General features: G+C 59.0%; 22 protein-coding genes and 1 pseudogene. 13 read left to right on the top strand and 10 right to left on the bottom strand.

The features are described 5' to 3' along the window. Nucleotides 1-66 precede the first annotated feature (66 nt). From LBF07_RS00320 to LBF07_RS00350, 7 genes are all read right to left on the bottom strand, one after another. Nucleotides 67-1083, bottom strand: coding sequence for a LacI family DNA-binding transcriptional regulator (locus tag LBF07_RS00320; protein WP_047174371.1), 1017 nt, complete (start codon nucleotides 1081-1083; stop codon nucleotides 67-69). A gap of 28 nt (nucleotides 1084-1111) precedes the next feature. Then, on the bottom strand, nucleotides 1112-2518 hold the full coding sequence (locus tag LBF07_RS00325) for a sucrose-6-phosphate hydrolase (RefSeq protein ID WP_094935021.1): 1407 nt from the start codon (nucleotides 2516-2518) through the stop codon (nucleotides 1112-1114). Further along, nucleotides 2518-3888, bottom strand: coding sequence for a sucrose-specific PTS transporter subunit IIBC (locus LBF07_RS00330; protein ID WP_048974816.1), 1371 nt, complete (start codon nucleotides 3886-3888; stop codon nucleotides 2518-2520). The genes LBF07_RS00325 and LBF07_RS00330 overlap by 1 nt, the downstream gene beginning before the upstream one ends. A gap of 66 nt (nucleotides 3889-3954) precedes the next feature. After that, on the bottom strand, nucleotides 3955-5472 hold the full coding sequence (locus LBF07_RS00335) for a carbohydrate porin (RefSeq protein WP_094935020.1): 1518 nt from the start codon (nucleotides 5470-5472) through the stop codon (nucleotides 3955-3957). A gap of 173 nt (nucleotides 5473-5645) precedes the next feature. After that, the gene (locus tag LBF07_RS00340) at nucleotides 5646-6536 is read right to left on the bottom strand and encodes an aminoimidazole riboside kinase (RefSeq protein WP_094935019.1); all 891 of its coding nucleotides are present in this window, start codon (nucleotides 6534-6536) and stop codon (nucleotides 5646-5648) included. 88 nt (nucleotides 6537-6624) lie between these two features. Continuing rightward, on the bottom strand, nucleotides 6625-7836 hold the full coding sequence (locus LBF07_RS00345) for a diguanylate phosphodiesterase (protein ID WP_094935018.1): 1212 nt from the start codon (nucleotides 7834-7836) through the stop codon (nucleotides 6625-6627). Between the two features lie 95 nt (nucleotides 7837-7931). Next, nucleotides 7932-9413 carry an alpha/beta hydrolase gene (locus tag LBF07_RS00350; RefSeq protein WP_094935017.1) on the bottom strand — a complete coding sequence of 494 codons (1482 nt, stop codon included), beginning with the start codon at nucleotides 9411-9413 and terminating at the stop codon, nucleotides 7932-7934. Between the two features lie 266 nt (nucleotides 9414-9679). Here LBF07_RS00350 and LBF07_RS00355 point away from each other — a divergent pair, with 266 nt between their 5' ends. The 7 genes and pseudogenes from LBF07_RS00355 to LBF07_RS00385 all read left to right on the top strand — a co-directional run bounded on the left by LBF07_RS00355 (nucleotide 9680) and on the right by LBF07_RS00385 (nucleotide 16514). Continuing rightward, nucleotides 9680-10534 carry a MurR/RpiR family transcriptional regulator gene (locus LBF07_RS00355; protein WP_033145617.1) on the top strand — a complete coding sequence of 285 codons (855 nt, stop codon included), beginning with the start codon at nucleotides 9680-9682 and terminating at the stop codon, nucleotides 10532-10534. A gap of 12 nt (nucleotides 10535-10546) precedes the next feature. Beyond that, complete coding sequence (gene ddpX / locus LBF07_RS00360) at nucleotides 10547-11122, top strand: D-alanyl-D-alanine dipeptidase (RefSeq protein ID WP_023311885.1); 576 nt, start codon at nucleotides 10547-10549, stop codon at nucleotides 11120-11122. A gap of 15 nt (nucleotides 11123-11137) precedes the next feature. Next, nucleotides 11138-12670: pseudogene (locus LBF07_RS00365) on the top strand (ABC transporter substrate-binding protein). A 23-nt stretch (nucleotides 12671-12693) separates the two neighbouring features. Next, a complete protein-coding gene (locus LBF07_RS00370; protein ID WP_094935016.1) occupies nucleotides 12694-13716 on the top strand; it encodes an ABC transporter permease in 1023 nt (340 codons plus the stop codon). Further along, a complete protein-coding gene (gene ddpC / locus LBF07_RS00375) occupies nucleotides 13713-14606 on the top strand; it encodes a D,D-dipeptide ABC transporter permease (RefSeq protein ID WP_094935015.1) in 894 nt (297 codons plus the stop codon). The genes LBF07_RS00370 and ddpC overlap by 4 nt, the downstream gene beginning before the upstream one ends. After that, entirely contained in the window at nucleotides 14606-15592 is a 987-nt protein-coding gene (locus tag LBF07_RS00380; RefSeq protein ID WP_094935014.1) for an ABC transporter ATP-binding protein, read from the top strand. Before ddpC ends, LBF07_RS00380 begins: the two co-directional genes overlap by 1 nt. Next, nucleotides 15585-16514, top strand: a complete 930-nt coding sequence (locus LBF07_RS00385; RefSeq protein WP_094935013.1) for an ABC transporter ATP-binding protein — start codon at nucleotides 15585-15587, stop codon at nucleotides 16512-16514. The genes LBF07_RS00380 and LBF07_RS00385 overlap by 8 nt, the downstream gene beginning before the upstream one ends. On the opposite strand, the gene LBF07_RS00390 is transcribed toward LBF07_RS00385, so the two are convergent. Then, entirely contained in the window at nucleotides 16511-17260 is a 750-nt protein-coding gene (locus LBF07_RS00390) for an SDR family NAD(P)-dependent oxidoreductase (RefSeq protein WP_058840956.1), read from the bottom strand. The genes LBF07_RS00385 and LBF07_RS00390 overlap by 4 nt on opposite strands. Nucleotides 17261-17374: 114 nt before the next feature. On the opposite strand from LBF07_RS00390, the gene LBF07_RS00395 reads away from it, so the two are divergent. Continuing rightward, nucleotides 17375-18280 carry a LysR family transcriptional regulator gene (locus LBF07_RS00395; protein WP_094935012.1) on the top strand — a complete coding sequence of 302 codons (906 nt, stop codon included), beginning with the start codon at nucleotides 17375-17377 and terminating at the stop codon, nucleotides 18278-18280. Between the two features lie 23 nt (nucleotides 18281-18303). Here the strand turns inward: LBF07_RS00395 and LBF07_RS00400 are convergent, their stop codons facing one another. Then, complete coding sequence (locus LBF07_RS00400) at nucleotides 18304-18732, bottom strand: OsmC family protein (RefSeq protein WP_023311893.1); 429 nt, start codon at nucleotides 18730-18732, stop codon at nucleotides 18304-18306. A 116-nt stretch (nucleotides 18733-18848) separates the two neighbouring features. On the opposite strand from LBF07_RS00400, the gene LBF07_RS00405 reads away from it, so the two are divergent. After that, nucleotides 18849-19808, top strand: a complete 960-nt coding sequence (locus LBF07_RS00405; protein ID WP_094935011.1) for a hypothetical protein — start codon at nucleotides 18849-18851, stop codon at nucleotides 19806-19808. Nucleotides 19809-19815: 7 nt separating this feature from the next. On the opposite strand, the gene LBF07_RS00410 is transcribed toward LBF07_RS00405, so the two are convergent. Continuing rightward, on the bottom strand, nucleotides 19816-20691 hold the full coding sequence (locus tag LBF07_RS00410) for a LysR family transcriptional regulator (protein ID WP_094935010.1): 876 nt from the start codon (nucleotides 20689-20691) through the stop codon (nucleotides 19816-19818). Nucleotides 20692-20801: 110 nt separating this feature from the next. On the opposite strand from LBF07_RS00410, the gene LBF07_RS00415 reads away from it, so the two are divergent. From LBF07_RS00415 to LBF07_RS00430, 4 genes are all read left to right on the top strand, one after another. Beyond that, nucleotides 20802-21653, top strand: a complete 852-nt coding sequence (locus tag LBF07_RS00415; protein ID WP_094935009.1) for a Vmh family MBL fold metallo-hydrolase — start codon at nucleotides 20802-20804, stop codon at nucleotides 21651-21653. Between the two features lie 232 nt (nucleotides 21654-21885). Further along, on the top strand, nucleotides 21886-22101 hold the full coding sequence (gene bdm / locus LBF07_RS00420; protein ID WP_013096534.1) for a biofilm-dependent modulation protein: 216 nt from the start codon (nucleotides 21886-21888) through the stop codon (nucleotides 22099-22101). A 95-nt stretch (nucleotides 22102-22196) separates the two neighbouring features. Then, nucleotides 22197-22334 carry a stationary-phase-induced ribosome-associated protein gene (gene sra, locus LBF07_RS00425; protein ID WP_008501714.1) on the top strand — a complete coding sequence of 46 codons (138 nt, stop codon included), beginning with the start codon at nucleotides 22197-22199 and terminating at the stop codon, nucleotides 22332-22334. Nucleotides 22335-22510: 176 nt separating this feature from the next. Continuing rightward, a complete protein-coding gene (locus tag LBF07_RS00430) occupies nucleotides 22511-24208 on the top strand; it encodes an NAD-dependent malic enzyme (RefSeq protein WP_023311897.1) in 1698 nt (565 codons plus the stop codon). Nucleotides 24209-24471 lie beyond the last annotated feature (263 nt).

Genomic DNA, 24471 nt, shown 5'->3' on the forward strand with positions numbered 1-24471 from the left:
ATTCCTTATGGTTATCGGCCATTCCAAAACTTAAATTAATTAAAGTTATTGAAGTATCGAACCGGGCTATTTCGCTGGCTTATAGCGTCGCTGCAGGGTGGCATTGAGCTTGCGCTGCAACGGCTGCGGCGTCTCCCCTTCGATCAATTTGCTAATCAAATCAAAGCAGTGCCACGCCAGCTGGCGGTTATCCTGACGAATGGTATCCACCGGGATCGTCAGCGAATCGTAGAGATAATGATCGTCAAAACTGGCTAACCTGATATCACTTTGCAACAGGTTGTGCTGGCCCATATAGCGCAGCACCCCTTCCAGCAGCCCGCAGGCGGCGGCGAACAGCGCTTTCGGCGGACGCCCCAGACGGGCGCAGAGTTCAGCAAACATCTCGTAACCGGAGCTCGGGTGATAGTTGCCGTGAATGATCCACTCGGGGCGCAGCTCCACGCCGGCCTCTCGCAGACCTTGCTTAAACCCTTCCAGGCGGTCGCGCGTCGGAGAAAGGCGCGGCTGGCCGCCGAGGAAGTAGAATTCATCAGGATGCTGGCGCGCAATGTCGGCCACCAGTTCCGCCGTCGGGGTAATGGAATCGGTGATCACCAGCGGCAGCGCGCTGTCGTTGATGTGGCGGTCAAACAGGACAACGGGCAGCTGTTCGCTCAGCTTGTGGTAGTCCGCATCGTTAAGCATGCTGGAGGCCACAATCAGCCCGTCAACCTGACGCGCCACCATGTTGTTCACCACCACCGTCTCCTGGCCCGGGTTTTCATCGCTGCAGGAGATCAGCAGCTGAACGCCCGCCTCGCGGCATAGCGTTTCCAGCTCGTGAGAAAACACGGCAAAACCGTAGTTTGTGATCTCCGGAACCACCAGACCAATGGTGTGGCTGCGGTTATCGCGCAGCGACCGGGCGTGAATGCTGGGCTGATAGTGGTGCTCTTTTGCAATCGCCAGCACGCGCTCGCGCGTCTCTTCCGCCACGCGAAGCTCTTTGCTGCGCCCGTTCAGGACCAGGCTGGCGGTGGCTTTTGACACACCCGCCAGCTCCGCGATGTCTTTAATGGTGACGCGTTTTGTTTTTCTCACAACGACTTAGATCCGGCTGCCAAAACCCTCATTCTATCATGCAGGCGCGCAGCGACCAGTAGCGTAATGTGATATCGGACGCACCTTCGAATCGCACCCGGGCCGGATGGTCAGGAAAATAGCGGCTGCTCATCACCCCTTCACCGTGATTGATGAAGATTTCAACGCTGGAGCGGTCGCAGAGAACGCGTAAATGAGTGACGTCGCCCTGCCAGTAGCGGGTCAGCGTTTCACCGGTTTTCAGGCTCGCGCGTTCAAGACGTATGCCCTGCTCATCGACCGTAAGACGCAGCGCGCCGCCAAAATCGACATTCACCTGCGATGCGCCCAGCTCAAACTCCAGGCGCGTCGCGTCCAGGTCCGGCGCCTCGCTGGCGCGCCCCTGCCAGCGCTGCTCATCTTCACGCAGCGCCGCCAGCTCGCGCGCCGGGGTCTGCCAGAGCCTGCCGTCGCGATAGCGTAATTCGCGCGGGCAGGTCATCTGATGCATCCAGCCGTGCGCCCGGGTTGGCTGAAGCATCTCTTCCCCGTCCGGTACGCCCATCCAGCCGATCAGAATGCGTCGGCCGTCTTCCGCCAGCGTCGTTTGCGGAGCGTAAAACTCAAAGCCCGCGTCCAGCTCGTGCAGGTCGCCGTGATCGAACGCGGCGTTTGCATAGTCAAACGCCCCGCTCATCCAGGTCGCCGGATAGGTGTTGAGATAGCGATGCGGCTCGCGCGCCAGCCCCTGCGGACAGCTGATTAAGATGTGCGTTCCGTCGAGCGCGAACAGGTCCGGACACTCCCACATATAACCCGCGTCCGTCAGGCCGTTAACCCCGTGACCGGCGATCTCACCGCAGGACGCCCAGGCGTGCAAATCGGCTGACTTAAACAGCAGCACCTTGCCGCGCTTTTGCAGATCCTGCGCGCCGAGCACCATGTACCACATCCCGTCGTGCTGCCACACCTTCGGGTCGCGCACGTGGCCGGTATAGCCTTCCGGCAGCGCCAGCACCGGCCCCAGCTTCGTAAAGGTCCCGTCCGGCTGTTCCACTGCGAGGCACTGCCAGGCGGTGCGGCTGCCGTCATCGAACTTGACGTTGCCGGTATAGCACAGTGTTAAAACGCCATCGTTATCCACGGCGCTACCGGAGTAGCAGCCGTTGCGGTCATACTCTTCATCCGGCATCAGCGCCAGCGGCTCGTGCTGCCAGTGCACCAGGTCCGCAGAGCTCCAGTGCCCCCAGCATTTAAACCGATGCTCGCAGTCCAGCGGGTTCCACTGATAGAACAGGTGGTAGCGGCCGGCAAACCAGATAAACCCGTTGGGATCGTTCATCAGCCCCGTCACCGGCGCGGGGTGCCACTGCGGATAGTGGCTATCCGCAAGCGCCCGCGGCTGACCTTTCATAACGGCCTGCAGGATCGCAGGCCAGCGGGAAGGTAACGTCATTATTCAGAGTCCGTTTTATATTTCAGCAGCAGTGAGACGGTAAACGCCACGCCGAAGGCAATCACCATACCGATAATATAGTTGAGCAGCGAGCTGGCCTGCACGATGGCCATGCCCGGAATAGCGGTCAAACCAACGGCGGTCATGTACACATGGACTGAGACTACCCAGGCCCCGCCCACCGCGCCGCCAATCAGCGCGGCGATAAACGGCTTAACAAAGCGCAGGTTGATACCAAAAATGGCCGCTTCGGTGATGCCCAGCATCGCAGAGAACGCCGACGGTAAGGTAATGGCTTTGATTTTGGCATCTTTGGTTTTGAACCACACCGCCAGACAGGCGCCGCCCTGCGCCACGTTCGCCATGGCCCAGATCGGCAGCAGGAAGTTCACGCCAATCGACGGGTTGCCCAGCAGCCCGGCTTCAATCGCGTGGAAGCTGTGGTGAATACCGGTGATCACAATCACCGAGTAAAGCCCGCCGAACAGCAGCCCGGCCAGCCAGCCCGCGTGTTCAATTAACGTGCTCAGGATAAAGGAGATGCCGTCGCCCAGCGCGCGCCCCGCCGGGCCGATAATCAGCAAGGCGATAAAGCCGGAGATAACGACGGTGAGGAACGGCGTCAGGATCAGGTCTAACGCGTCCGGGATAGCGCGGCGCAGGTTTTTCTCCACGATGCTCATAAACCAGACGGCCAGCAGCACCGGGAACACCGTGCCCTGATAGCCAATCATCGCAATCTCAAGGCCGAAGAAGTTCATGGTGTGGAAGCCGGACGCCACGCCCCAGGCGTTGGTCAGCGCCGGGTGGGTCAGAATGCCGCCCAGCGTCGCGCCGAGATACGGGTTACCGCCAAATTCCCGCGCGGCGGTAAAGCCGATCAGAATAGGCAGAATGATAAACGCCGCGGAGCTGCACATGTCCAGCATGATGTAGATGGCGTTATCCGCATTGACCCAGCCGTAGGTTTTCACCATGCCGAGCAGGCCCATCAGCAGGCCGGATGCCACAATCGCGGGAATGATCGGCACAAAGATATTTGAGAGCAGACGGGCAATGCGCTGGAACGGGTTCAGCTTGCGCGCCGCCAGGTCCGCGGCCTCAGACTTGCTGGATTCGCTAATCCCCGCCGCCTGAATAAACGCGGCGTAGACCTTGTTGACCACGCCCGTGCCAAAAATCACCTGCATCTGTCCGGCGTTACGAAAACAGCCTTTTACGCCGTCGACCTTGCCGATCGCCTGCTGATCGGCAAGCGCGTCATCAACCAGCACCAGACGAAGACGCGTTGCGCAGTGCGCCGCGCTGGCGATATTTTCCTTGCCACCGAGCAGCGGAATAAGCTCGCGGGCGATTTGATTAAAATCCATAGATACCTCTGCCTGACTTCTTTTTATGATGTGCGAAACGCTCCCGCCGGGCGGGAGCGTGATGGGTTAAAACCAGGTTTCCATCTGGACCCCAAAGTTCCATTCCCCGCCGGCGTTGAAGCCGCTGCTGCCAAAGGCATCATCGCTGGCGTAATGATCCAGTTTGCTGCTCCAGTCCATCCAGGTGGCAAACAGGCGCAGCTCCGGACGGCTGAAGAAATCGCCGATTTTGCTCGCTTTTAACGTCGGCGCAAAGGTCAGCTTGTAGAAACTGCCGTTGACGGCGTTGCGGTCCTTATAGCCTTCCGGATTTAAATCCATGTACTGATAGCTTCCCTCAAACGCCAGGGCGAAGTTCTGCGTCACTTCTTTAATCAGGCGGGTGTTAAGCGTCACCCACTCATAGCTATCGCCCCTGACGTAGCGATCTTTACTGCTCTGCGCCAGTACGGCGGGCGCAACGCTCCAGCCGCCGCCGACTGGCGTGACACCGTAACTTGCGAAGCGCCAGGTATCCGCCTCAGACAGCAGCGCGCCGTCGGAACCGATGCTTTTCACTTCCGCACCCAGCCCGTGACCGTACAGCAGCGCCGTTTTGGCTGTCCCTTCCCGCAGGCCGTAGAAGCTCTCGTTGTGCAACCCGACCAGTGCATGAACGCCGGTATTGGCGGCGTCGGTTTTGATGAGATCGCCGTTGGTGTCTTTACGGTCGTCGTTATCCTTCGCCCGCAGGCCGCTCACCATCAGCTGGAACGGTCCGGCGAAGTGGTTCATGCTGAGGATATAGTTCTGAACGTTATTGTCGGTCTGCTCCACGCTGCCGAAGTTGCGGCCGTAGATGGAGAAGTTGCTGCGCAGCGACTCGTTCCATTTCACGTCGTAGACGCCGCCGCCGGTACCGGCCAGGAACACCACGTCGGAGTCCAGCCAGTGAATATCAAAGTTGTCGCGGTCGAAGCGTTTACCCGCCCAGAAGGTGCTGCCCTTCAGCGCGCCGGTAAAATCAGGCAGGTTGCCCAGCTCCGCGAAGGCCTGGCGAATATTAAGATCGCTGGTATCGGCTGACCAGTCGTTATAGGTCCGCTGACCGTCGGCCAGCATCGCTTTAAAGCGCGTGGTGGCGCCATTATCCAGAGTTTGCTTGTGCTCCAGGTTCAGCTCGACGTAGGTGTCGGCTTCGTTACCCAGACGCCCTACCGCGCCGCCGGTTTCTCCGGCCGGGGTCAGATAAGGACCGCTTTTGCTGCTGGAGGCCGCATCGTTCATCAGCAGACCCGAACGGGCGTAGCCGTGGAACTCAAATCCGCTGCTTTGATCCGCCTTCTTCTCCAGTGCGGTGGTGCGCTGCGCCACCGCCTGGGCTGTCGTTTGCGTCTGCTGCTGCGCGGCCACCAGCTGCTGCGTTTTTTGTTCCGCATCCGTGGCGCGTTTCTCAGCCACCTGCGCACGCGTTTCCGCAGCCTGGAGGCGCTGCTCCATCGCGGCAAGACGCGCTTCGATACTTGTCATATCCGACTGGGCAAAAACAGAGGTACTTCCGGCCAGCATGCCTATCATCACGGCAAGTCTGCGTTTTTTATACATTTTGTCGCATCCCTAAAAGAAGTCATTAAACGTGCTAAATTGCTAAACCGGTTTAGGCTGCTGATACTAAACCTCTGAATTTTGGATCGGCAATCTTTTTTGCTAAACCGTTTTAGTAAGTGTGATCGAGGCGACAATTCAGGCCGCCGGATGGCGGCCAGTGAAGGAAGGAATTACAAATCGTGCTGCCACGGCAATGCGGTCATTGCCCCTTTGGCCGTGGTGGCTAATGCGCCGCAGCGCTGGGCTAAGGCGATGACCGGCGTCAGGTCCTGCCCGGCGGCCAGTCCGAAGAGCAGTCCGGCGACGAAGGCATCGCCCGCGCCGGTGGTATCGACACACTCGACGGGCGTTGCCGGATAGTGCTTCACGGTGCCATCATGCCAGGCGATCACCCCCTCTTTTCCCTGGGTGACCAGCACCAGACGCGCCGGACAGCGCGCCATCAGCGCGTCCAGACCGACGTTTACCTCGACATTTCCGGTTAAAAACGCCAGCTCTTCGACGGAGAGTTTCACCACGTCGGCGCTCTGCAGGGCCTGTTCCAGGCAGCGACGCAGCGCGTTCTCATCCGGCCAGAGATCCGGGCGAATATTGGGGTCGAAGCTGACGTAACCGCCCGCCTCGCGGATGGTGGCCATCGCCTCAAACGTCGCAGAACGGCTCGGCTCTGCGCTTAATGCGATGGAACAGACGTGCAGCCACTCCCCGGCGCTGAACGTCGGCAGATCGGCGGATTCGAGAAACAGATCGGCGCTCGGGCGCACCATAAAGGTAAACGAGCGTTCGCCCTGGTCATCCAGATCGACCACCACCGTTGAGGTGCGGTGCGCCGGATCAAGGCGCATAGACTTCACGTCAACCTTTTCGTCAGCGAGAGTTTTCGCCATAAAGCGCCCGAAGGGATCGTCGCCAACCCTGCCGATAAAGGCGCTCTGGCCGCCCAGCCGGGCAATACCGACCGCAACGTTTGCCGGTGCGCCGCCGGGACACTGCAGCAATCTGCCTTCTCCATCGGGCAGCAAATCCACCACCGCATCGCCAAGTACCCAGATTTTTTTCATGTGATCCTCGTAGCTAAACCATGTTAAACCGTTTTAGCTATTTAAGCACAGGCAGGGCGAAGGGGAAATAACGCGGGAGGAAAATTGGCTAACGCACCAGATGCGGCCAGTAAATATCACCGACGCCATTAAGCTGCGGGCGGGCAAACAGAAAGCCCTGGAAGCGGCGGATCCCGGCAGACTCGAGCCAGCACCACTCCTCTATCTTCTCGATTCCTTCGGCCACCAGGGTAATTTCGAGATCGGAGCAACAGCTGACGATGGAGCGCACAATCGCCTGGTTCGGGCCGCTGAGGTGGATATCGCTGACTATCTCCCGGTCAATCTTAATTTTATCCGGCTGGAAGCGGGTCAGCAGCGAAAGACCAGCATAGCCGGAACCGAAATCATCGATCGCCAGGCCAATCCCCTCACCGCGAAGCTGCTTGATGGCGCTATTAAACTGGTTGAAGCCGGAGATCATCTCGTTTTCCGTCACTTCAATGACTACCTGCTCCGGCTGAAGGCCATGTTTTTTTATCTCGCTGACCAGAAATTCCACGGCGTTGGGGACATTCACCAGCGACATCGGCAGCAGGTTTACCGCAATCTTATGGCTGCCAATGCCCAGCTTTTCCGCGAGAGCAAAGGCATACGCTTTCGTCTGGAGATCGACTTCGTAGATTTTGTCCGGGTCGAGGGCGCTGAAGAAATGCTCCGGGCTGCCGCCTTCGTTGCCGCGAATAAGGGCTTCAAGCGAACTGATCTTCCCTTCCGAGGGCTCAACAATGGGCTGGAGCGCAAACTGACAGGTTTGGTTGGCCATCAGCCCCAGGTGTTCGCCAAAGGGCAACACCTCGGGTGAAAGCGTCCATTTTTCAGGTACGTAGCGTGCACCCGACAGGGCCGGACGTTTACCCGTGATAAACGTCTGGATAAATTTGAACACCCGGTCATCGGATGTGAGATAGCTGTCCAGCTTGCTGTAATTCAGAACCGACTGCAGCACCTCTTTCGGTGACTGCGTCTGCAGATCGAACAGCAGCATACCGACGTTTTCAAAGCGCCTGCGCGGGCCATAGTCCCGCATCAGCTCTACCACTCCACTGTGCCGCTTGTCGTCACGGATTTTATGGAACAGCTTAAGCACGCTCTCTTCCGACCCTTCGAGTATTTGCAGCACGTCGCTGCCTTTTGCGAGCAGAACCCCGGTGATATTCAGACTGGCATTGCGGATCCGGGCGCGCTCCACCAGTTCCCGCAGCTCGGTGGAGGGGCGGGATAAATTCAACTGGCTTCGGTAAATCAGAGTCGTCAGCACAAAAATGGGTTCCGATGAGAAAGAGAGGTGCCTTGAAGCTACTATTTAACATACTTAATCAATGCGACCTAACATATTCACACCGCAGGGGAACGTTACTTTTCCCCGCTGCCAATTCGGCTGTCTATCCGCCCCTGCATGTAGTCGTAAAACGGATTCGAGGTGACCCGCATAAGCGCCTCTTTCCCGACGCTCAACACGGAGGTTTCGCCCCAGAGCGCAATCGTCCCCAGGCTGATACCGTAGCGGTTTTTCACCCGAGGCTCACGGCCATAGAGATCGTCATCCGGCGGGAACGGCACCGCAACGTGCGACAGGGAATAGACATCCTGCGGCCAGGACTGCGCAAGCGGCACGACCGTCTCCCGGGTGCTGCCTGCCGGAGTGATTTTCGCCACCGTCGAGAAGCTGTGTGCGTCCGCATTGGTAATAATGGTGACACCGTAACGCCTCTTCGCAACCTGCAGCAGCGCCGAGGTTGCCGTCCACGACGACGGTTTGAACAGCGGGCGGAAGCTCGCCGCCTGGTTGATGTCAAACACCACCAGCTCGCTGCCGTTTGCCGAAAGCTGGTCAAACAGGCCGGTCACCACCGCGCGGGTGCTGACCGTGGAATCCATGACCGACTGGAACGCCAGGATCGGCGGCAAATTTGCCAGCCTGTTCTCCCGCGCCTCGCGGCCGATTTGCTCCTGCAGGGCCTTCGTCAAAAGCCATGACTGGCGGGCGGCGTTCACCGGGAACGAGTTATATTTGTACGGGTTATATTCCGGAGAGATATTCAGCCACGCCGCTTTGGCAAACGCCGGCAGCAGCGCCGGTAACCCGGCGAAACCGGCAAAGCGCGCAAAGGCCGTCACGCCGATCATCGGTGAGAGCAGTATCACCTGCTGCGGTTTACGCAGCGCAGGCGCGTCCAGCGCATCGAGGGCATATTTCATCGCCAGCGCCCCGCCGTTGGAGTAACCCACCAGATGCAAAGGCGCAGCCTCGCCCGCCAGACGCGTGGCTTCCCGCACCGCAAGACGCGTCGCCGCGAGCCACATCTCCCAGTCAACGTCCGTCAGCGCGCCGGGCGCGGTACCGTGCCCGGGCAGGCGCGGGACCACGGCCACAAAGCCGTGCTGTTGATAGTTCACGGCAAGCCGCCGGACGCTGTAAGGCGAGTCCGTCAGACCGTGCAGCAGCACCACCGCGCCGCGCGGCTTTCCGGCAGGCATCAGCACAAAGGAGCGGTTGGCATCGGGCGTAAACTGTCCCGGCCATACCAGGCTCTGGCGATAATAGCGGTTTAACGGCGTGCGTTCCTCGCCCTCTGTTTTCGCCGTCACCGCATTATCAAGATCGGCGAAAATGGCGTTTTCCCGGGCGATATACCGGGCAAAATCGGCGTTATCCATCTCGCGCACGGACATCTCATCGGCCCGCCAGGTATGCCACAGGTGCAGTTCCGGTCCCTTCTGCGAGAGATAGACCCGAACCGCCAGCAGGACGACCAGCACGATCCCTACGACCATCCCTATTTTCTTTGCAAGCGCCATCAGGCGCACGCTGACTCGCCAGGGCAGATTTGCCATGCCGGGATCCCTTTTATATTCACAGTACATCTATCTTATCAAAAATGTGAACGGACTGACGTATTCACCAAATTCATACCTGCCGCGTCAGACAGTGCACCAAAAGTGAACTACGCTGCACAAATGTTGATCATTGGTTAAGCGAATATTGCATGAAGTTTACTGCACAGCGGGTTTCACCCGCCCTGTGAACATGGCACGCGTCATGCATTGTTAACCAGGTAACAAAAATTTGGCCATTGACAGCCTGTTAACAGCGAGGCGGTATGACGACGAAACCCGAGATGTTGAGCCGTATCGAAGCGACGTTCAGCCAGCTCACGCCCAGCGAAAAGCGGGTCGGAAGCTGGCTGCTGGCGCACGCTGCGCAAATCCCGTTTGAAACGGCAGAGAGCATCGGTCAGGCGAGCGGGACCAGCGGAATTACCGTCGGACGCTTCCTGCGCAAGCTGGGGTATCGCAACCTGGAAGATGCCAAAAAGAGCCTGCGCGATCCGTATCAGCCCTGGGGTATGAACGAGCGGCTGGACTCCTGGCAGCAGCAGCGCCCCCTTTCCAGCCGCCTTCAGCATGCCCTGTCGCTGGAAGTGGATGCCATCACGCAGGTGTACCAACTGGCGCAAACGGACGCCTTCCGTCAGGTGGTGCACAACCTCGCCCACGCCGACGCGGTGTTCGTGCTGGGGATCCAGTCCACGCGCGGGATTGCCAACGCCTTCTTCAGCCACCTCGAGTACCTCCGCCCGCGCGTGAGCTATTCGGAGGGCGCTTCCGGCAGCTGGGTGGAATCCCTCAACTCGGGGTTTTCGCACCCGTACGTCGTGCTGACCGACACGCGCACCTACTCCGCGATGGCCCGCCAGTACTGCCGCGTCGCCAGCGAAAAAGGCATTCCGCTGGCCTTGATCACCGACATCTGGTGCCCGTGGGCGCGGGATTACCCGATGGATTTACTGCAGGTGAAAACCGATACCGGTCACTTCTGGGATTCACTTGCCCCCGTGAGCTGTCTGTTCAACCTGCTGCTGTCGGGCGTGGTGGAGGCGCTGGGTGAGGCGCTCCCGGCGCGTCTGGCGGTAAACCGGCAATTACAACAAGAGTTTGGTCAATTCGAACGCTAAAGGAGCGGAGCTATGCCCGAAGAGAGTGAACTGATTGATGTGGCGAAGACGTTTCCCACGCTGCATATCGATCTGAAATACGCCACCGCCGACAATATCACCGGCCGTCCGATCTATCAGGAGGCGCTGTGCCTGCTGCATACCGACGCGGCCACCGCGCTGGCAAAAGCCATCAGCATTGCCTCGCTGGCCGGGCTGAAGCTGGTGGTGTACGACGCCTATCGGCCGCAGCAGGCACAGGCCCAGCTGTGGGATGCCTGCCCGAATCCGGAATACGTGGTCGACGTGGCGATTGGCTCCAATCACAGCCGCGGTACGGCCATCGACGTCACCCTGATGGATGAACATAACGCCGTGCTGGATATGGGGGCCGGTTTTGACGAAATGCACGACCGCTCGCATCCGTATCACCCCTCCGTGCCGCCGCACGCCCAGCGCAACCGTCTGCTGTTGAACGCCATCATGTTCGGCGGTGGTTTTGTGGGTATCAGCAGCGAATGGTGGCACTTCGAACTGCCGAACGCCGCCAGCTATCCGCTGCTTGACGACCGTTTTGCCTGTTTTCCCCTGACGCACACTTCTCTCTAAACCTGGAGCACTGCCATGAAAACATCGCTTCTCTCGACGCTGATCGCCGCCACGCTGGCCCTGAGCGCACCGCTGGCGCTGGGTGCCGTCCCGAAAGATATGCTGGCGATCGGTAAAGCCGCCGACCCGCAAACGCTCGATCCTGCCATCACCATTGATAACAACGACTGGACCGTCACCTATCCGTCCTACCAGCGTCTGGTCAAGTACAAGCCAGGCTCTACCGAGGTGGAAGGCGATCTGTCGACGGGCTGGAAGGCGTCTGACGACCAGAAAGAGTGGACCTTTACCCTGGCGGATAACGCGAAATTCTCCGACGGCACGCCGGTCACCGCCGAGGCGGTAAAACTCTCCTTTGAGCGCCTGCTGAAGCTCGGCCAGGGGCCGTCTGAAGCCTTCCCGAAAGACCTGAAAATTGATGCCGTCGATGACCATACGGTGAAGTTCACCCTCAGCCAGCCCTTCGCGCCTTTCCTCTACACGCTGGCAAACGACGGGGCGTCCATCATTAACCCGGCGGTGCTGAAGGCCAACGCGGCGGACGATGCGCGCGGTTTTCTGGCGCAAAACACCGCCGGTTCCGGGCCGTTTATGCTGAAAAGCTGGCAGAAAGGCCAGCAGCTGATCCTGGTGCCTAACCCCCACTGGCAGGGTGAAAAGCCGCACTTTAAGCGCGTATCGGTGAAAATTATCGGTGAGAGCGCCTCGCGCCGACTGCAGCTTTCCCGCGGCGATCTGGACATTGCCGACTCCCTGCCGGTCGATCAGCTTGCGGCCCTGAAGCAGGAAGGTAAAGTCGCCGTCGCAGAATACCCGTCCCTGCGCGTGACTTACCTCTATCTCAACAACAGCAAAGCGCCGCTCAATCAGGTGGATTTACGCCGGGCCATCTCCTGGGCTACGGATTACCAGGGGATGGTGAAAGGTATTCTGAGCGGCAACGGCAAGCAGATGCGCGGCCCGATCCCGGAAGGCATGTGGGGCTTTGACGCCACGGCAATGCAGTACAGCTTTGACGAGGCCAAAGCTAAAGCCGCGCTGGAGAAGGTCAAAGACAAACCCGCCAGCCTGACCTTCCTCTATTCGGACAACGATCCGAACTGGGAGCCTATCGCCCTCTCCACTCAGGCCAGCCTCGGCAAGATCGGCATTAGCGTAAAGCTGGAAAAACTGGCCAACGCCACCATGCGCGACCGCGTCTGAAAAGGCGATTACGACATTGCCATCGGCAACTGGAGCCCGGACTTTGCCGACCCGTACATGTTCATGAACTACTGGTTCGAATCGGACAAAAAAGGGCTACCGGGCAACCGCTCGTTCTATGAGAACAAAGAGGTTGATTCGCTCCTGCAGGCCGCGCTGAAAACCACCGACCAGGCGGAACGCACCAAAGATTACCAGCAGGCGCAAAAGGTGGTTATCGACGAGGCGGCCTACGTTTATCTGTTCCAGAAAAATTACCAGCTGGCGATGAACAAAGAGGTCAAAGGCTTCACCTTTAATCCGATGCTCGAGCAGGTGTTCAACATCGCCACCATGAGCAAATAACGGTTCTCGCCGGGGGAAAGCGTATGACGTTCTGGAGCATAGTGCGCCAGCGCTGCTGGGGGTTAATCCTGGTGGTGGCCGGTGTCTGTATTATCACCTTTATTATTTCACACCTGATCCCCGGCGATCCGGCCCGTCTGCTGGCCGGCGACCGCGCCAGCGACGAAATCGTGCAGAACATTCGCCAGCAGCTAGGGCTGGACCAGCCCCTGTATGTGCAGTTTGGCCGCTACGTGGACGCTCTGGCCCACGGTGATTTAGGCACGTCCATCCGCACCGGACGCCCGGTCGCGGAAGACCTGAAGGCCTTTTTCCCCGCCACGCTGGAGCTGGCCTTTTGTTCTCTGCTGCTGGCGCTGGTCATCGGCGTGCCGCTGGGTATTTTGTCGGCGGTGTACCGCAACCGCTGGCTGGATCAACTGGTGCGTTTAATGGCGATGACCGGGATCTCCACGCCGGCCTTCTGGCTTGGGCTGGGCGTCATCGTGCTGTTCTACGGGCGCCTGCAGATCCTGCCGGGCGGCGGCAGGCTGGACGACTGGCTCGATCCCCCGACGCACGTCACCGGATTTTATCTGCTGGACGCGCTGCTGGAGGGCAACGGTGAGGTGTTCTTCAACGCGCTTCAGCACCTGATTTTACCCTCGCTGACGCTGGCGTTTGTTCACCTGGGGATCGTGGCGCGCCAGGTTCGCTCGGCGATGCTGGAGCAGCTTAGCGAGGATTACATCCGCACCGCGCGCGCCAGCGGCCTGCCCGGCTGGTACATCGTCCTGCGCTACGCCCTGCCCAATGCGATGATCCCGTCCATTACCGTGCTCGGGCTAGCGCTGGGCGATCTGCTTTACGGCGCCGTGCTGACCGAAACCGTCTTTGCCTGGCCGGGCATGGGCGCCTGGGTGGTGACATCCATTCAGGCGCTCGATTTCCCTGCCGTAATGGGGTTTGCCGTCGTCGTTTCGCTGGCCTACGTGCTGGTTAATCTGGTGGTCGATCTGCTTTACCTGTGGATTGACCCGCGAATCGGGCGCGGAGGTGCCGAATGATGTTAACGCAGGAAACGCCCGTCCCGGCTAAAACCGCCGGACAACGCATCAACTGGGCAAAGCTGTTCTGGATGCTGCGTCAAAGCCCGCTCACGATCGTTGGCGGCGTCATTATGATTGCGATGCTCTTCCTGATGGTGGCTTCGCCGTGGATCGTTCCGCATGACCCGAACGCGCTGGATTTGACCGCCCGCCTGCAGGCGCCGTCTGCGCAACACTGGTTTGGTACCGATGAGGTGGGACGCGACCTGTTTAGCCGCGTGCTGACGGGCAGCCAGCAGTCGATTACCGCCGGGCTGGCGGTCGTGGTGATTGCGGGCGGTATTGGCTCGCTGCTGGGCTGTTTGTCCGGCGTGCTGGGCGGGCGCGGCGACGCCATCATCATGCGGGTGATGGACATTATGCTCTCCATTCCCTCCCTGGTGCTGACTATGGCGCTGGCCGCCGCGCTCGGTCCGAGCCTGTTTAACGCCATGCTGGCGATTGCGATTGTCCGCATCCCGTTTTACGTCCGCCTGGCGCGCGGGCAAACCCTGGTGGTGCGCCAGTTTACCTACGTCCAGGCCGCCCGCACCTTTGGCGCGTCCCGCTGGCATTTGATCCGCTGGCATATCCTGCGCAACGCCCTGCCGCCGCTGATTGTGCAGGCTTCGCTGGATATCGGCAGCGCCATTCTGATGGCCGCCACGCTGGGGTTTATTGGCCTGGGCGCGCAGCAGCCCACCGCCGAATGGGGGGCGATGGTGGCCGTTGGCCGTAACTACGTCCTGGACCAGTGGTGGTACTGCGCCTTTCCCGGTGCGGCGATTTTAATTACCGCCGTGGGCTTTAACCTGTTTGGCGACGGTATCCGCGATCTGCTGGATCCGAAGTCGGGAGGAAAACAGTAATGACCGAACCGGTATTACGTATTGAGGACCTGCATCTGAGCTTCCCGGTTTTTCGCGGTGAGGTCCACGCGCTGAACCACGTCTCGCTGGAGATCGGCAGGGGCGAAATTGTCGGCGTGGTGGGTGAGTCGGGGTCGGGTAAATCCGTGACCGCCATGCTCGCCATGCGGCTGCTGCCGGAAGGGAGCTACCGCATTCATCACGGTCAGGTGAAGTTACTCGGCGAAAACGTCCTGACGGCGTCCGAGAAGCAGCTTCGCCAGTGGCGCGGTGCACGAGTGGCGATGATTTTTCAGGAGCCCATGACCGCCCTCAACCCGACGCGGCGGATTGGCAAACAGATGGTGGAGGTGATCCGCCAGCATCAGCCGCTTTCGCGGCGCGAGGCGCAGCAGAAGGCGATTACCCTGCTGGAAGAGATGCAAATCCCGGACGCGAAGCAGGTCATGGAGCGTTATCCGTTTGAACTCTCCGGCGGCATGCGCCAGCGGGTGATGATCGCCCTTGCCTTCTCCTGCGAGCCGGAGCTGATCATTGCCGACGAACCGACCACCGCGCTGGACGTTACCGTCCAGCTCCAGGTGCTGCGCCTGCTGAAGCATAAGGCGCGGGCCAGCGGGACCTCGGTGCTGTTTATCAGCCATGATATGGCCGTGGTGTCGCAGCTTTGCGACAGAATGTACGTGATGTATGCCGGGAGCGTGATCGAGAGCGGTGCCACGCAAACGCTGATCCACCGACCCGTGCATCCCTACTCCATCGGCCTGCTGCGGTGCGCCCCGGAAAACGGCCAGCCGCGCGACCTGCTTCCCGCCATCCCCGGCACGGTGCCCAACCTCAGCAAGCTTCCGCAGGGTTGCGCCTTCCGCGAGCGCTGCTTTGCCGCCGGGGCGAAATGCAGCGAAACGCCGCGCTTACAGCTCAATGGCGCAGAAGGCCAACAGGCCGCCTGCTGGTATCCGCAACGGGAGAAACACCATGTCTGATGTACTGCTGGAACTGGATAGCGTGCACGTGAACTTTGCGGCGCGCAAAAACTGGCTGGGCCGCGTGACGGAACAGGTCCATGCCCTCAACGGGCTCGATCTGCAGATCCGTCGCGGGGAAACGCTGGGCATTGTCGGTGAGTCCGGCTGCGGAAAAAGCACGCTGGCCCAGCTGCTGATGGGCATGCTTAAGCCCAGCACCGGCGCGTGTCAGCGGGCGCACCACGCGGGCGGCATGCAGATGGTGTTTCAGGATCCGCTCTCCTCCCTCGACCCGCGATTGCCGGTCTGGCGCATCATCACCGAGCCGGTGTGGGTGCAAAAACGCAGCAGCGAGCGCGAGCGCCGCCAGCTGGCAGAAAACCTGGCGCTGCAGGTGGGCATTCGCCCGGAATATCTCGACAGGCTTCCGCACGCCTTCTCCGGCGGGCAGCGCCAGCGCATCGCCATCGCAAGGGCGCTCTCATCCGACCCCGATATTATCGTGCTTGATGAACCCACCAGCGCGCTGGATATCTCCGTGCAGGCGCAAATCCTCAACCTGCTGGTGAACCTGCAACAGCAGCGTAATCTGACCTACGTGTTAATCACGCATAACGTCTCGGTGGTCAGACACATGAGCGACCGCGTGGCGGTGATGTACCTCGGGCAGATTGTGGAGCTGGGCAGCGCCGCGCAGGTGCTTGGCGAGCCGCGCCATCCCTACACCCGTCTGCTGCTCGACTCAGTTCCCCGCACCGGTGAACCGCTGGATGAAAATCTGGCGTTACGCAAAACGGAGCTTCCCGGCAATCGTCATCTGCCCGAAGGCTGTTTTTTCCGTGACCGTTGTCCGATGGCAGCGCAGGGGTGCGAACGTCCCCAGCCGCTACAGCCGTCACGCGAGGGCCGTAACGTGCGCTGCTGGCGCAGTCTGGGTTAGATTTGCGCCATCCCGCCGTCCACAAACAGCTCGGTGGCGTTAATAAAGCTGGCCGCGTCGGAGGCCAGAAACGCCACCGCTTTCCCCACCTCACCCGGCGCGCCTAAGCGGCCGAGCGGTACCTGAGCGGCCAGCGCGTCGTACAGCCCCTGACGATGTTCTTCCGGCACCAGATCGCCGAGACCTGGCGTTTTGATCGGGCCCGGGCTCACCACGTTGACGCGGATCCCGCGGCCCTGCAAATCCAGCGCCCAGGAGCGGGCAAAGTTGCGCACGGCGGCCTTGCTGGCGCTGTAGACGCTGAAGTTGGCCGTCCCTTTAATGGACACCGTCGATCCGGTCAGAATAATCGACGATCCGGCGGACAGCAGCGGCAGCGCCTTCTGCACCGTGAACAGCACTCCGCGCACGTTGGTGCCAAAAATCCGGTCAAACTGCTCTTCGGTGATCGCGCCCAGCGGCAGCATATCGCCGCCACCGGCATTGGCGAACAGGATATCAAGACGGCCTTCTTCTTTGGCTATCCGGGCATAAACCTCATCCAGATCGGCAAGCTTTGAGGCGTCCGCGCGAATGCCCACTGCGGTTGAAGCAATTTCCGCCACCGCCGCGTCCAGCTCGGCCTGACGACGACCGGTGATGTAGACCTTCGCGCCCTGCGCCGCCAGCTCCTGCGCTGTGGCAAGACCAATGCCGGTGCTGCCGCCGGTGACCAGTGCAATTTTTCCTGAAAGAGTCGTGTTCATGTCATTTACCTTTTGTTGGGTTTGCGTTGGACAAACTTTAGCCCTTGCGGCATTAGTGAAAAACGGGCAAAAATGAAAATGACTATTCACAAACAGAAATAATCCGAGGTCATCATGGACCAGCTCATGGCGATGCGCGCCTTTACGCGGGTCGTGGAGTCCGGCAGCTTTACCCGCGCGGCGGACTCGCTGAATATGCCGATCGCCACGCTGAGCAAGCTGGTCAAATCGCTTGAGTCGCACCTGGAGATACGCCTTCTGCACCGGACCACTCGCCGGGTGGTCGCGACGCCTGAAGGGATGGAATACTATGAAAAAGCGCTCAGGGTGCTGATTGATATCGAAGATATCGACACCTCGTTTCGCGTTTCCCGCGCGACGCCAAAAGGGCATTTGCGGGTTGACGTGGGCGGCTCCACCGCCCGGGACGTGCTCATCCCTCTGCTTCCGGAATTTATGCAGCGCTACCCTGAGATCCGCATCGACCTTGGCGTGGCCGACCGGCCGGTCGATCTCATCAGCGGTAACGTAGACTGCGTGATCCGCGGCGGGCCGCTGGACGACTCAACCCTCATCGCCCGTCATCTCGGTAACGCCGAAATGGTCACCTGCGCGACGCCGGGTTACCTGAAAAATCACGGCGTCCCGGCCTATCCGCAGGAGCTGCGCAACGGCCACAAGCTGATTAGCTATCTCTCGCCCGTCACCGGACGGCCCTTTCCGTTTCGCTTCCGGCAGAACGGCGAGGCGCTGGAAATCAACATTCCGCACTATCTCGGCGTCAATGAAAGTAATGCCCATCTGGCGGCTGCCGCGGCGGGGCTGGGGATCGTTCAGACCTTTGAGTATTCGGCAAAGGCGTATTTGCAGACGGGCACGCTGGCGGCGATCCTGGGCGACTGGCGCCCTGCCGCGTATCCGTTTCATGTGGTTTACCCGCAGAACCGGCATTTGACGCACAGACTGAAGGTGTTTATTGCCTGGCTGGCGGAGGTGTTCCCCGCCGCGCTGAAGGGATAGCCGGGCGCAAACCCGGCTGTGGCTTAATTGAGCTTATAGTCCAGCGTAATCTCAGCTTTCAGGAGCTGCGAGACCGGACATCCCGCTTTTGCTTTCTGAATAATGCCGTCGAACTGCTGTGGAGCGATGCCGGGAACGGTCACCTTGCTTTTCAGGGCAACTTTAGTGATGGCAAAGCCGCCGTCGGTTTTATCCAGAGAGACGTCCGCGGTGGTATCAATGGAATCGGCGGTATAGCCCGCTTCGCCGAGCATCAGCGACAGCGCCATTGAGAAGCAGGCCGCATGTGCCGCGCCAATCAGCTCTTCGGGGTTGGTCCCCTTTTCGCCCTCAAAGCGGGTATTGAAACCATAAGGCTGCTGATTGAGAACGCCGCTCTCGGTGGAAACCGTTCCTTTTCCGCGCTTAATGTCGCCAGACCAGTGTGCCGAACCGTGCTTATGAATAGTCATTCTTGCTCTCCTTTTGGCTTACAAAGGGTTAAGTATAGACTACGCATCTGACCCACCCTGGAACACAGACAATTCCAGGACTTTCACCTGCTGTACCGACAAAAAGGATAAAGATTATGGCCCTAAAAATCAGGATGGCCGTTGCCGTCACCACGCTGGCTCTGTCGCTCTCTTCACTGGCGAAAACGCCGGAGAACTTTATCTATACCAGCTCGGGCGATCTCGACGCGGCGTTTCCGCTTGTTGCGCGAAGCGATATCGGCGGCGTGCAGATCGTTTACAACTGGCGCCTGCTGGAACCCGAGAAGGACAGCTATGACTTCTCGCGGATTGAGCAGGATCTGGCGCGCGTTAAGGCCGCCGGAAAAAAACTCTTTATTCAAATCCAGGATCGTTTCTTTGAGCCGGACGCCCGCTACGTTCCGGACTATCTGATGCGCGACACGCAGTACGGTGGCGGGATTGCGCCGCAGTTCGATAACCCCGGCGAAGGCAAGCCGGTCGGTTCAGGATGGGTGGCGCGTCAGTGGGATCCCGCCGTGCGCCAGCGCTACCAGGCACTGCTGGCCGCCCTCGCGAAACGCTTTGATGGCGAGGTGTATGGGGTAAACCTGCCCGAAACCGCCATTGATCTCGACGAAAAAAATCCGCCCGTCGGGTTTACCTGCGACGGCTATTTCGCGGGTGAAATGGAAAACCTGGCCTTTGCGCGAAAGGCTTTTCAGAAATCTCACGTGGTGCAGTACGTGAACTTCTGGCCGTGCGAATGGGATAACGACCACAACTACATGGGGCGTCTGTTTGCGTATGCCAGCGCCAACAACATCGGCCTGGGTGGGCCGGACATTGTTCCCAACAGCAAGGCACACATGAAGAATGCCTATCCCTTCTTCCATAAAAATAAACAGACGCTGCCGCTCATCGCCATGGCGGTTCAGGAGCCGACCCTGACCTATAAGGATCCTCAGACCGGAAAACCGTTCACCAAAGCGGAATTTGTCCGCTTCGGCGAAAGTTATCTCGGTGCCGATATTATTTTCTGGAGCACGACGTCTCCCTGGCTAAAGGCGAAGTAATCCTTTCTTATGCCAGGTAGCGCGACAGTTCGTCAAGGAACACGCGCAGCGCGGCAGGCTGGTATTCCCGGGACTGATAAATGCCATGGATGGCAAGCGGTTTCGGCTCAAGCGCCTCCAGTACCGGCACCAGCAATCCCTGTTCCAGCGCGGCAGACGCTTCGCGCTCCGGCAGCATGGCGATACCGCAGTGCTTAATCGCCGCGTCCATCAACAGCGAAGAGATGCTGGCGCTCAGGTTGCCGCTGACGGCCACGCTCAGGCTTTCCCCTTCCGGCGTTAGAAAGTGCCAGGACTGCCCGGCAAAAAAGCTGTAGTGCAGACAGTTGTGCTGCGCTAATTCTTCAGGGCTGACGGGGATACCGTGCTGTGCCAGATACGCCGGCGAGGCGCAAAGCACCGAGCGACACTCCCCCAGCCGGCGGGCAATCATGCCGGGTTCGGGGTTGTCGGTAATGCGCACGGCGACATCAATGCGCTCTCCCACCAGGCTGACCGGGTGGTTATTCACGTCCAGCTCGATGCGCAGCTGCGGGTAGCTCAAGAGCAGCTCAGGCAGGACCGGCGCAATCAGGTGCATGGCGGTAAAATGGGCGCAGGCCACCCGCAGCGTGCCGGACGGCAGATCTTTCTCAGACTGGCCCTCGATTTCCTGCGAAATCTGCGAGAGCGTCCGCGTTTTTTGCAGCACCTTTTCCCCTGCCGCGGTCAGCGTCAGCTTGCGCGTGGAGCGGTTTACCAGCCGCGTTCCCGCCCACTTCTCCATTTGTTCAAGGTAGCGGCTCACCATCGGTCGGGAAATGCCCAACGCGCGGGCCGCCGCGCTCAAACTGCCCAGCTCGCATATCCGGTTGTAGACCTGAGCGGCGATAACGCGATCCATATAAGCTCCATTTGCTCGATTTATGAAACTAAGCATGTCTTGTTTCAGGAATTCTGGCAAATGCGAATATCCGTACAATAGAGACATTCCTGAACAACAGAGACAACAGCATGAAATTCACTCACCTTGCCCTGCTTTCCACCCTTTTCACTCCTGCGGTTTTTGCCGCGCCGTTGACCATTGATACCTATAACCCGCAGGAAAAAGGCATTTTCCCGGTCTCCTCCACGCTGGTTTCCGGCCCGAAAGAGGCGGTGCTGTTTGACGCGCAGTTCAGCGTGAAGGATGGCGAAGCGCTGGTAGAGAAAATTCGCCGCAGCGGTAAAACCCTGAATAAGATTGTGATCACCTCCGGCGATCCGGATTTCTATTTTGGCCTGCAGCCGCTGGTCAAAGCCTTCCCGAACGCTAAAGTAGTGGCCACGCAGCATGTGGTTGACCATATTAAAGCCACCAAAGACGCCAAGCTCGCTTTCTGGGGGCCGCAGATGAAGGACGGCGCGCCAACGGAGCTGGTCCTCCCGCAGGTGCTTGCCTCCACCACGTTCATGGTTGACGGGGAAAAGGTCGACATCGAACAGCCAGACAGCTATGCGGCCTATGTGTGGATCCCGTCGGCAAAAACGATCCTCGGCGGCACCGGGGTAGCTTGGGGTATTCACGTCTGGACGGCAGACACCCAGACGCCGGAAAGCCGCAAGCAGTGGCAGGAAACGCTTGAGAATATGGCCGCGCACAAACCTGAGCGCGTGATCCCGGGCCACTATCTGGGCACCCCACCAGCGGGCACTGGCGCGATTGAGTTTACCCGCGACTATCTGCAGCGCTTTGAAAAGGCTTTAGCCGCGCATAAAGATTCCGCAGGCGTTATCAATACCCTGAAAAAACAATATCCGGGCCTGGCTGATGAAAGCTCGCTGGAATTAAGCGCCAAAGTGAATACTGGCGAAATGAAGTGGTAATTTAAAAACGGATCCTGCTATATTTCCGCGATAGCAGGAGCCCCGCCAAAATATCCCCGCCGTTACCCGTCGATATAGCCACACCTTTTAAAAGTGCATAAAAGCATGCACTTATGTCATTTTTATTTCTAAGATGAATCTGAACCACAACCGGGAAAATATTTGCCATTCTGTTTATGAATTAAATTTTTTGCGAGCCGTACCATTAAACAGACAACGACACGGAGGCAGCATGTTTACTTATTACCCGGCTAATACTGCAGCAGCACAACCTGAACTCGTTAACGCGATTGCGCAGGGTCTTCACGCCGAGCACGGTGCTGTGACTGAAGATGACATTTTGATGGAACTGACCAAGTGGGTGGAATCCACGGATAATGACATCCTCAGTGACATCTACCAGCAGACTATTAACTACGTCGTCAGCGGGCAAAACGCACCCTTGTAAAAACCTGCTAAGCTGGATCTGCAACCTAAGGGGTTACATTTCGTTTGCGTGAGCAAACTGGTCCTTAAAACTATCAACAGGATTGAGGAGTTAACATGAAATCGAACCGTCAGGCACGCCATATTCTGGGACTGAATTACAAGCTTTCAAATCAGCGTAAAGTGGTGATTGAAGGCGACCACGAAACGCAGGTCACTCACGCCACCGGCAGAAAACGCCACGCCGGCAAGTAAGTTCCAGACTGAGATCCAGAACACCATCGGTAATCCCGATGGTGTTTTTGTTTATGTGTTGCGGTAATTAATATTTAGCTCCTTTATAATACCGCCTGACCGCACCCCATCGCACAGGCCAGAAAGATGACAAACAGCAGTGTCAGGGACGGATCTTCATAAAAAGAGTGAGTGACATGGACAACAAACTGAAAAAACATCGTTCCTTATACATCCCATACGCCGGACCGGTTTTACTCGAATTCCCCCTGCTCAACAAAGGCAGCGCCTTCAGCATGGAAGAGCGCAGCAGCTTTAATCTGCTGGGTTTACTGCCCGAAGTGGTTGAAACCATTGAAGAACAGGCGGAGCGCGCGTGGATCCAGTATCAGGGTTTCAAAACCGAAATCGACAAGCACATCTACCTGCGCAACATTCAGGACACCAATGAAACCCTCTTCTATCGCCTGGTGCAGAACCATCTCGAAGAGATGATGCCGGTGATCTACACCCCGACGGTGGGTGCGGCCTGCGAGCGTTTCTCAGAGATCTACCGTCGTTCACGCGGGGTTTTCATCTCCTATCAGAACCGCCACAACATGGACGATATTCTGCAGAACGTGCCGAACCACAATATCAAAGTGATTGTGGTGACCGACGGCGAACGTATTCTCGGCCTCGGCGACCAGGGCATTGGCGGGATGGGGATCCCTATCGGTAAACTCTCTCTCTACACCGCCTGCGGCGGCATCAGCCCGGCGTATACCCTGCCGGTGGTGCTGGACGTCGGGACCAACAACCAGCAGTTGCTCAACGATCCGCTCTATATGGGCTGGCGCCATCCGCGCATTACCGACGACGAGTACTATCAGTTTGTCGACGATTTCATTCAGGCCGTGAAGCACCGCTGGCCGGACGTTCTGCTGCAGTTTGAAGACTTCGCGCAGAAAAACGCGATGCCGCTGCTGAACCGCTATCGCGATGAGATCTGCTCCTTTAACGACGACATCCAGGGCACCGCGGCCGTGACCGTGGGTACGCTTATCGCTGCCAGCCGCGCAGCCGGCAGCCAGCTGAGCTACCAGAAAATCGTCTTCCTGGGCGCTGGCTCTGCGGGCTGTGGTATCGCCGAGCAGATCATCGCCCAGACGCAGCGCGAAGGCTTAAGCGAAGAGCTGGCCCGCTCCCGCGTCTTTATGGTTGACCGTTTCGGCCTGCTGACCGACGCTATGCCGAACCTGCTGCCGTTCCAGAACAAGCTGGTGCAGAAGCGCGAGAACCTGAAAAACTGGGATACCGACAACGAAGTCCTTTCCCTGCTGGACGTGGTGCGCAACGTGAAGCCGGATATTCTGATCGGCGTTTCCGGGCAAACCGGTCTCTTCACCGAAGAGATCATTCGCGAGATGCACAAGCACTGCGAACGCCCTATCGTAATGCCGCTTTCCAACCCGACCTCCCGAGTGGAAGCGACCCCGCAGGACATCATCGCCTGGACCGAAGGTAACGCGCTGGTCGCGACCGGCAGCCCGTTCGACCCGGTGGTGTGGAAGGATAAAACCTATCCGATCGCCCAGTGCAACAACTCTTACATCTTCCCGGGCATTGGGCTGGGCGTGATCGCGTCCGGCGCGTCCCGCATTACCGACGAAATGCTGATGTCGGCGAGCGAAACCCTCGCGGGCTACTCGCCGCTGGTCAACAACGGTGAAGGGCTGGTGCTGCCGGAGCTGAAAGACATTCACAAGGTGTCGCGCGCTATCGCGTTTGCGGTAGGTAAAATGGCGCAGCAGCAGGGCGTGGCGGTGAAAACCTCTGCCGACGCGCTGCAGCAGGCCATCGACGACAACTTCTGGAAACCTGAATACCGCAGCTATCGTCGTACCTCGATTTAATCCGCTCAGACCGGTCCCTCTCCCTTCGGGAGAGGGACTTTCAATAAATTCATTAACCAGTAGCGATTCAGATTCTCGAAGCGAAATGATTAACTTGCAGCCACGCCCTGGTCCGGCTGTAAATCGCCGAGGCGTTTCCTGCAGGCCGGGGCGAGGCGCAGGGATGCGCCGAGAGGGCGGGCTTTACAGGGATGTTACCTCCGCCCATCCCCGATAAGCCGGAAGGAATAAGCCGAGGGCACCGCGAAGCGGCGATTTACCGC

Origin of the sequence: Enterobacter cloacae complex sp. ECL352, assembly GCF_020149545.1 — a bacterium.
Taxonomy (GTDB): Bacteria; Pseudomonadota; Gammaproteobacteria; order Enterobacterales; family Enterobacteriaceae; genus Enterobacter; species Enterobacter asburiae_B.

Coding starts and splice junctions, on each gene's coding strand:
- LBF07_RS00405 (WP_094935011.1), top strand. CDS start 18,849: ATGGCCCTAAAAATCAGGATGGCCGTTGCCGTCACCACGCTGGCTCTG.
- LBF07_RS00380 (WP_094935014.1), top strand. CDS start 14,606: ATGACCGAACCGGTATTACGTATTGAGGACCTGCATCTGAGCTTCCCG.
- LBF07_RS00355 (WP_033145617.1), top strand. CDS start 9,680: ATGACGACGAAACCCGAGATGTTGAGCCGTATCGAAGCGACGTTCAGC.
- LBF07_RS00385 (WP_094935013.1), top strand. CDS start 15,585: ATGTCTGATGTACTGCTGGAACTGGATAGCGTGCACGTGAACTTTGCG.
- ddpC (WP_094935015.1), top strand. CDS start 13,713: ATGATGTTAACGCAGGAAACGCCCGTCCCGGCTAAAACCGCCGGACAA.
- ddpX (WP_023311885.1), top strand. CDS start 10,547: ATGCCCGAAGAGAGTGAACTGATTGATGTGGCGAAGACGTTTCCCACG.
- LBF07_RS00410 (WP_094935010.1), bottom strand. CDS start 20,691: ATGGATCGCGTTATCGCCGCTCAGGTCTACAACCGGATATGCGAGCTG.
- LBF07_RS00340 (WP_094935019.1), bottom strand. CDS start 6,536: ATGAAAAAAATCTGGGTACTTGGCGATGCGGTGGTGGATTTGCTGCCC.
- sra (WP_008501714.1), top strand. CDS start 22,197: ATGAAATCGAACCGTCAGGCACGCCATATTCTGGGACTGAATTACAAG.
- LBF07_RS00395 (WP_094935012.1), top strand. CDS start 17,375: ATGGACCAGCTCATGGCGATGCGCGCCTTTACGCGGGTCGTGGAGTCC.
- LBF07_RS00415 (WP_094935009.1), top strand. CDS start 20,802: ATGAAATTCACTCACCTTGCCCTGCTTTCCACCCTTTTCACTCCTGCG.
- LBF07_RS00325 (WP_094935021.1), bottom strand. CDS start 2,518: ATGACGTTACCTTCCCGCTGGCCTGCGATCCTGCAGGCCGTTATGAAA.
- bdm (WP_013096534.1), top strand. CDS start 21,886: ATGTTTACTTATTACCCGGCTAATACTGCAGCAGCACAACCTGAACTC.
- LBF07_RS00430 (WP_023311897.1), top strand. CDS start 22,511: ATGGACAACAAACTGAAAAAACATCGTTCCTTATACATCCCATACGCC.
- LBF07_RS00390 (WP_058840956.1), bottom strand. CDS start 17,260: ATGAACACGACTCTTTCAGGAAAAATTGCACTGGTCACCGGCGGCAGC.
- LBF07_RS00400 (WP_023311893.1), bottom strand. CDS start 18,732: ATGACTATTCATAAGCACGGTTCGGCACACTGGTCTGGCGACATTAAG.
- LBF07_RS00330 (WP_048974816.1), bottom strand. CDS start 3,888: ATGGATTTTAATCAAATCGCCCGCGAGCTTATTCCGCTGCTCGGTGGC.
- LBF07_RS00335 (WP_094935020.1), bottom strand. CDS start 5,472: ATGTATAAAAAACGCAGACTTGCCGTGATGATAGGCATGCTGGCCGGA.
- LBF07_RS00350 (WP_094935017.1), bottom strand. CDS start 9,413: ATGGCAAATCTGCCCTGGCGAGTCAGCGTGCGCCTGATGGCGCTTGCA.
- LBF07_RS00370 (WP_094935016.1), top strand. CDS start 12,694: ATGACGTTCTGGAGCATAGTGCGCCAGCGCTGCTGGGGGTTAATCCTG.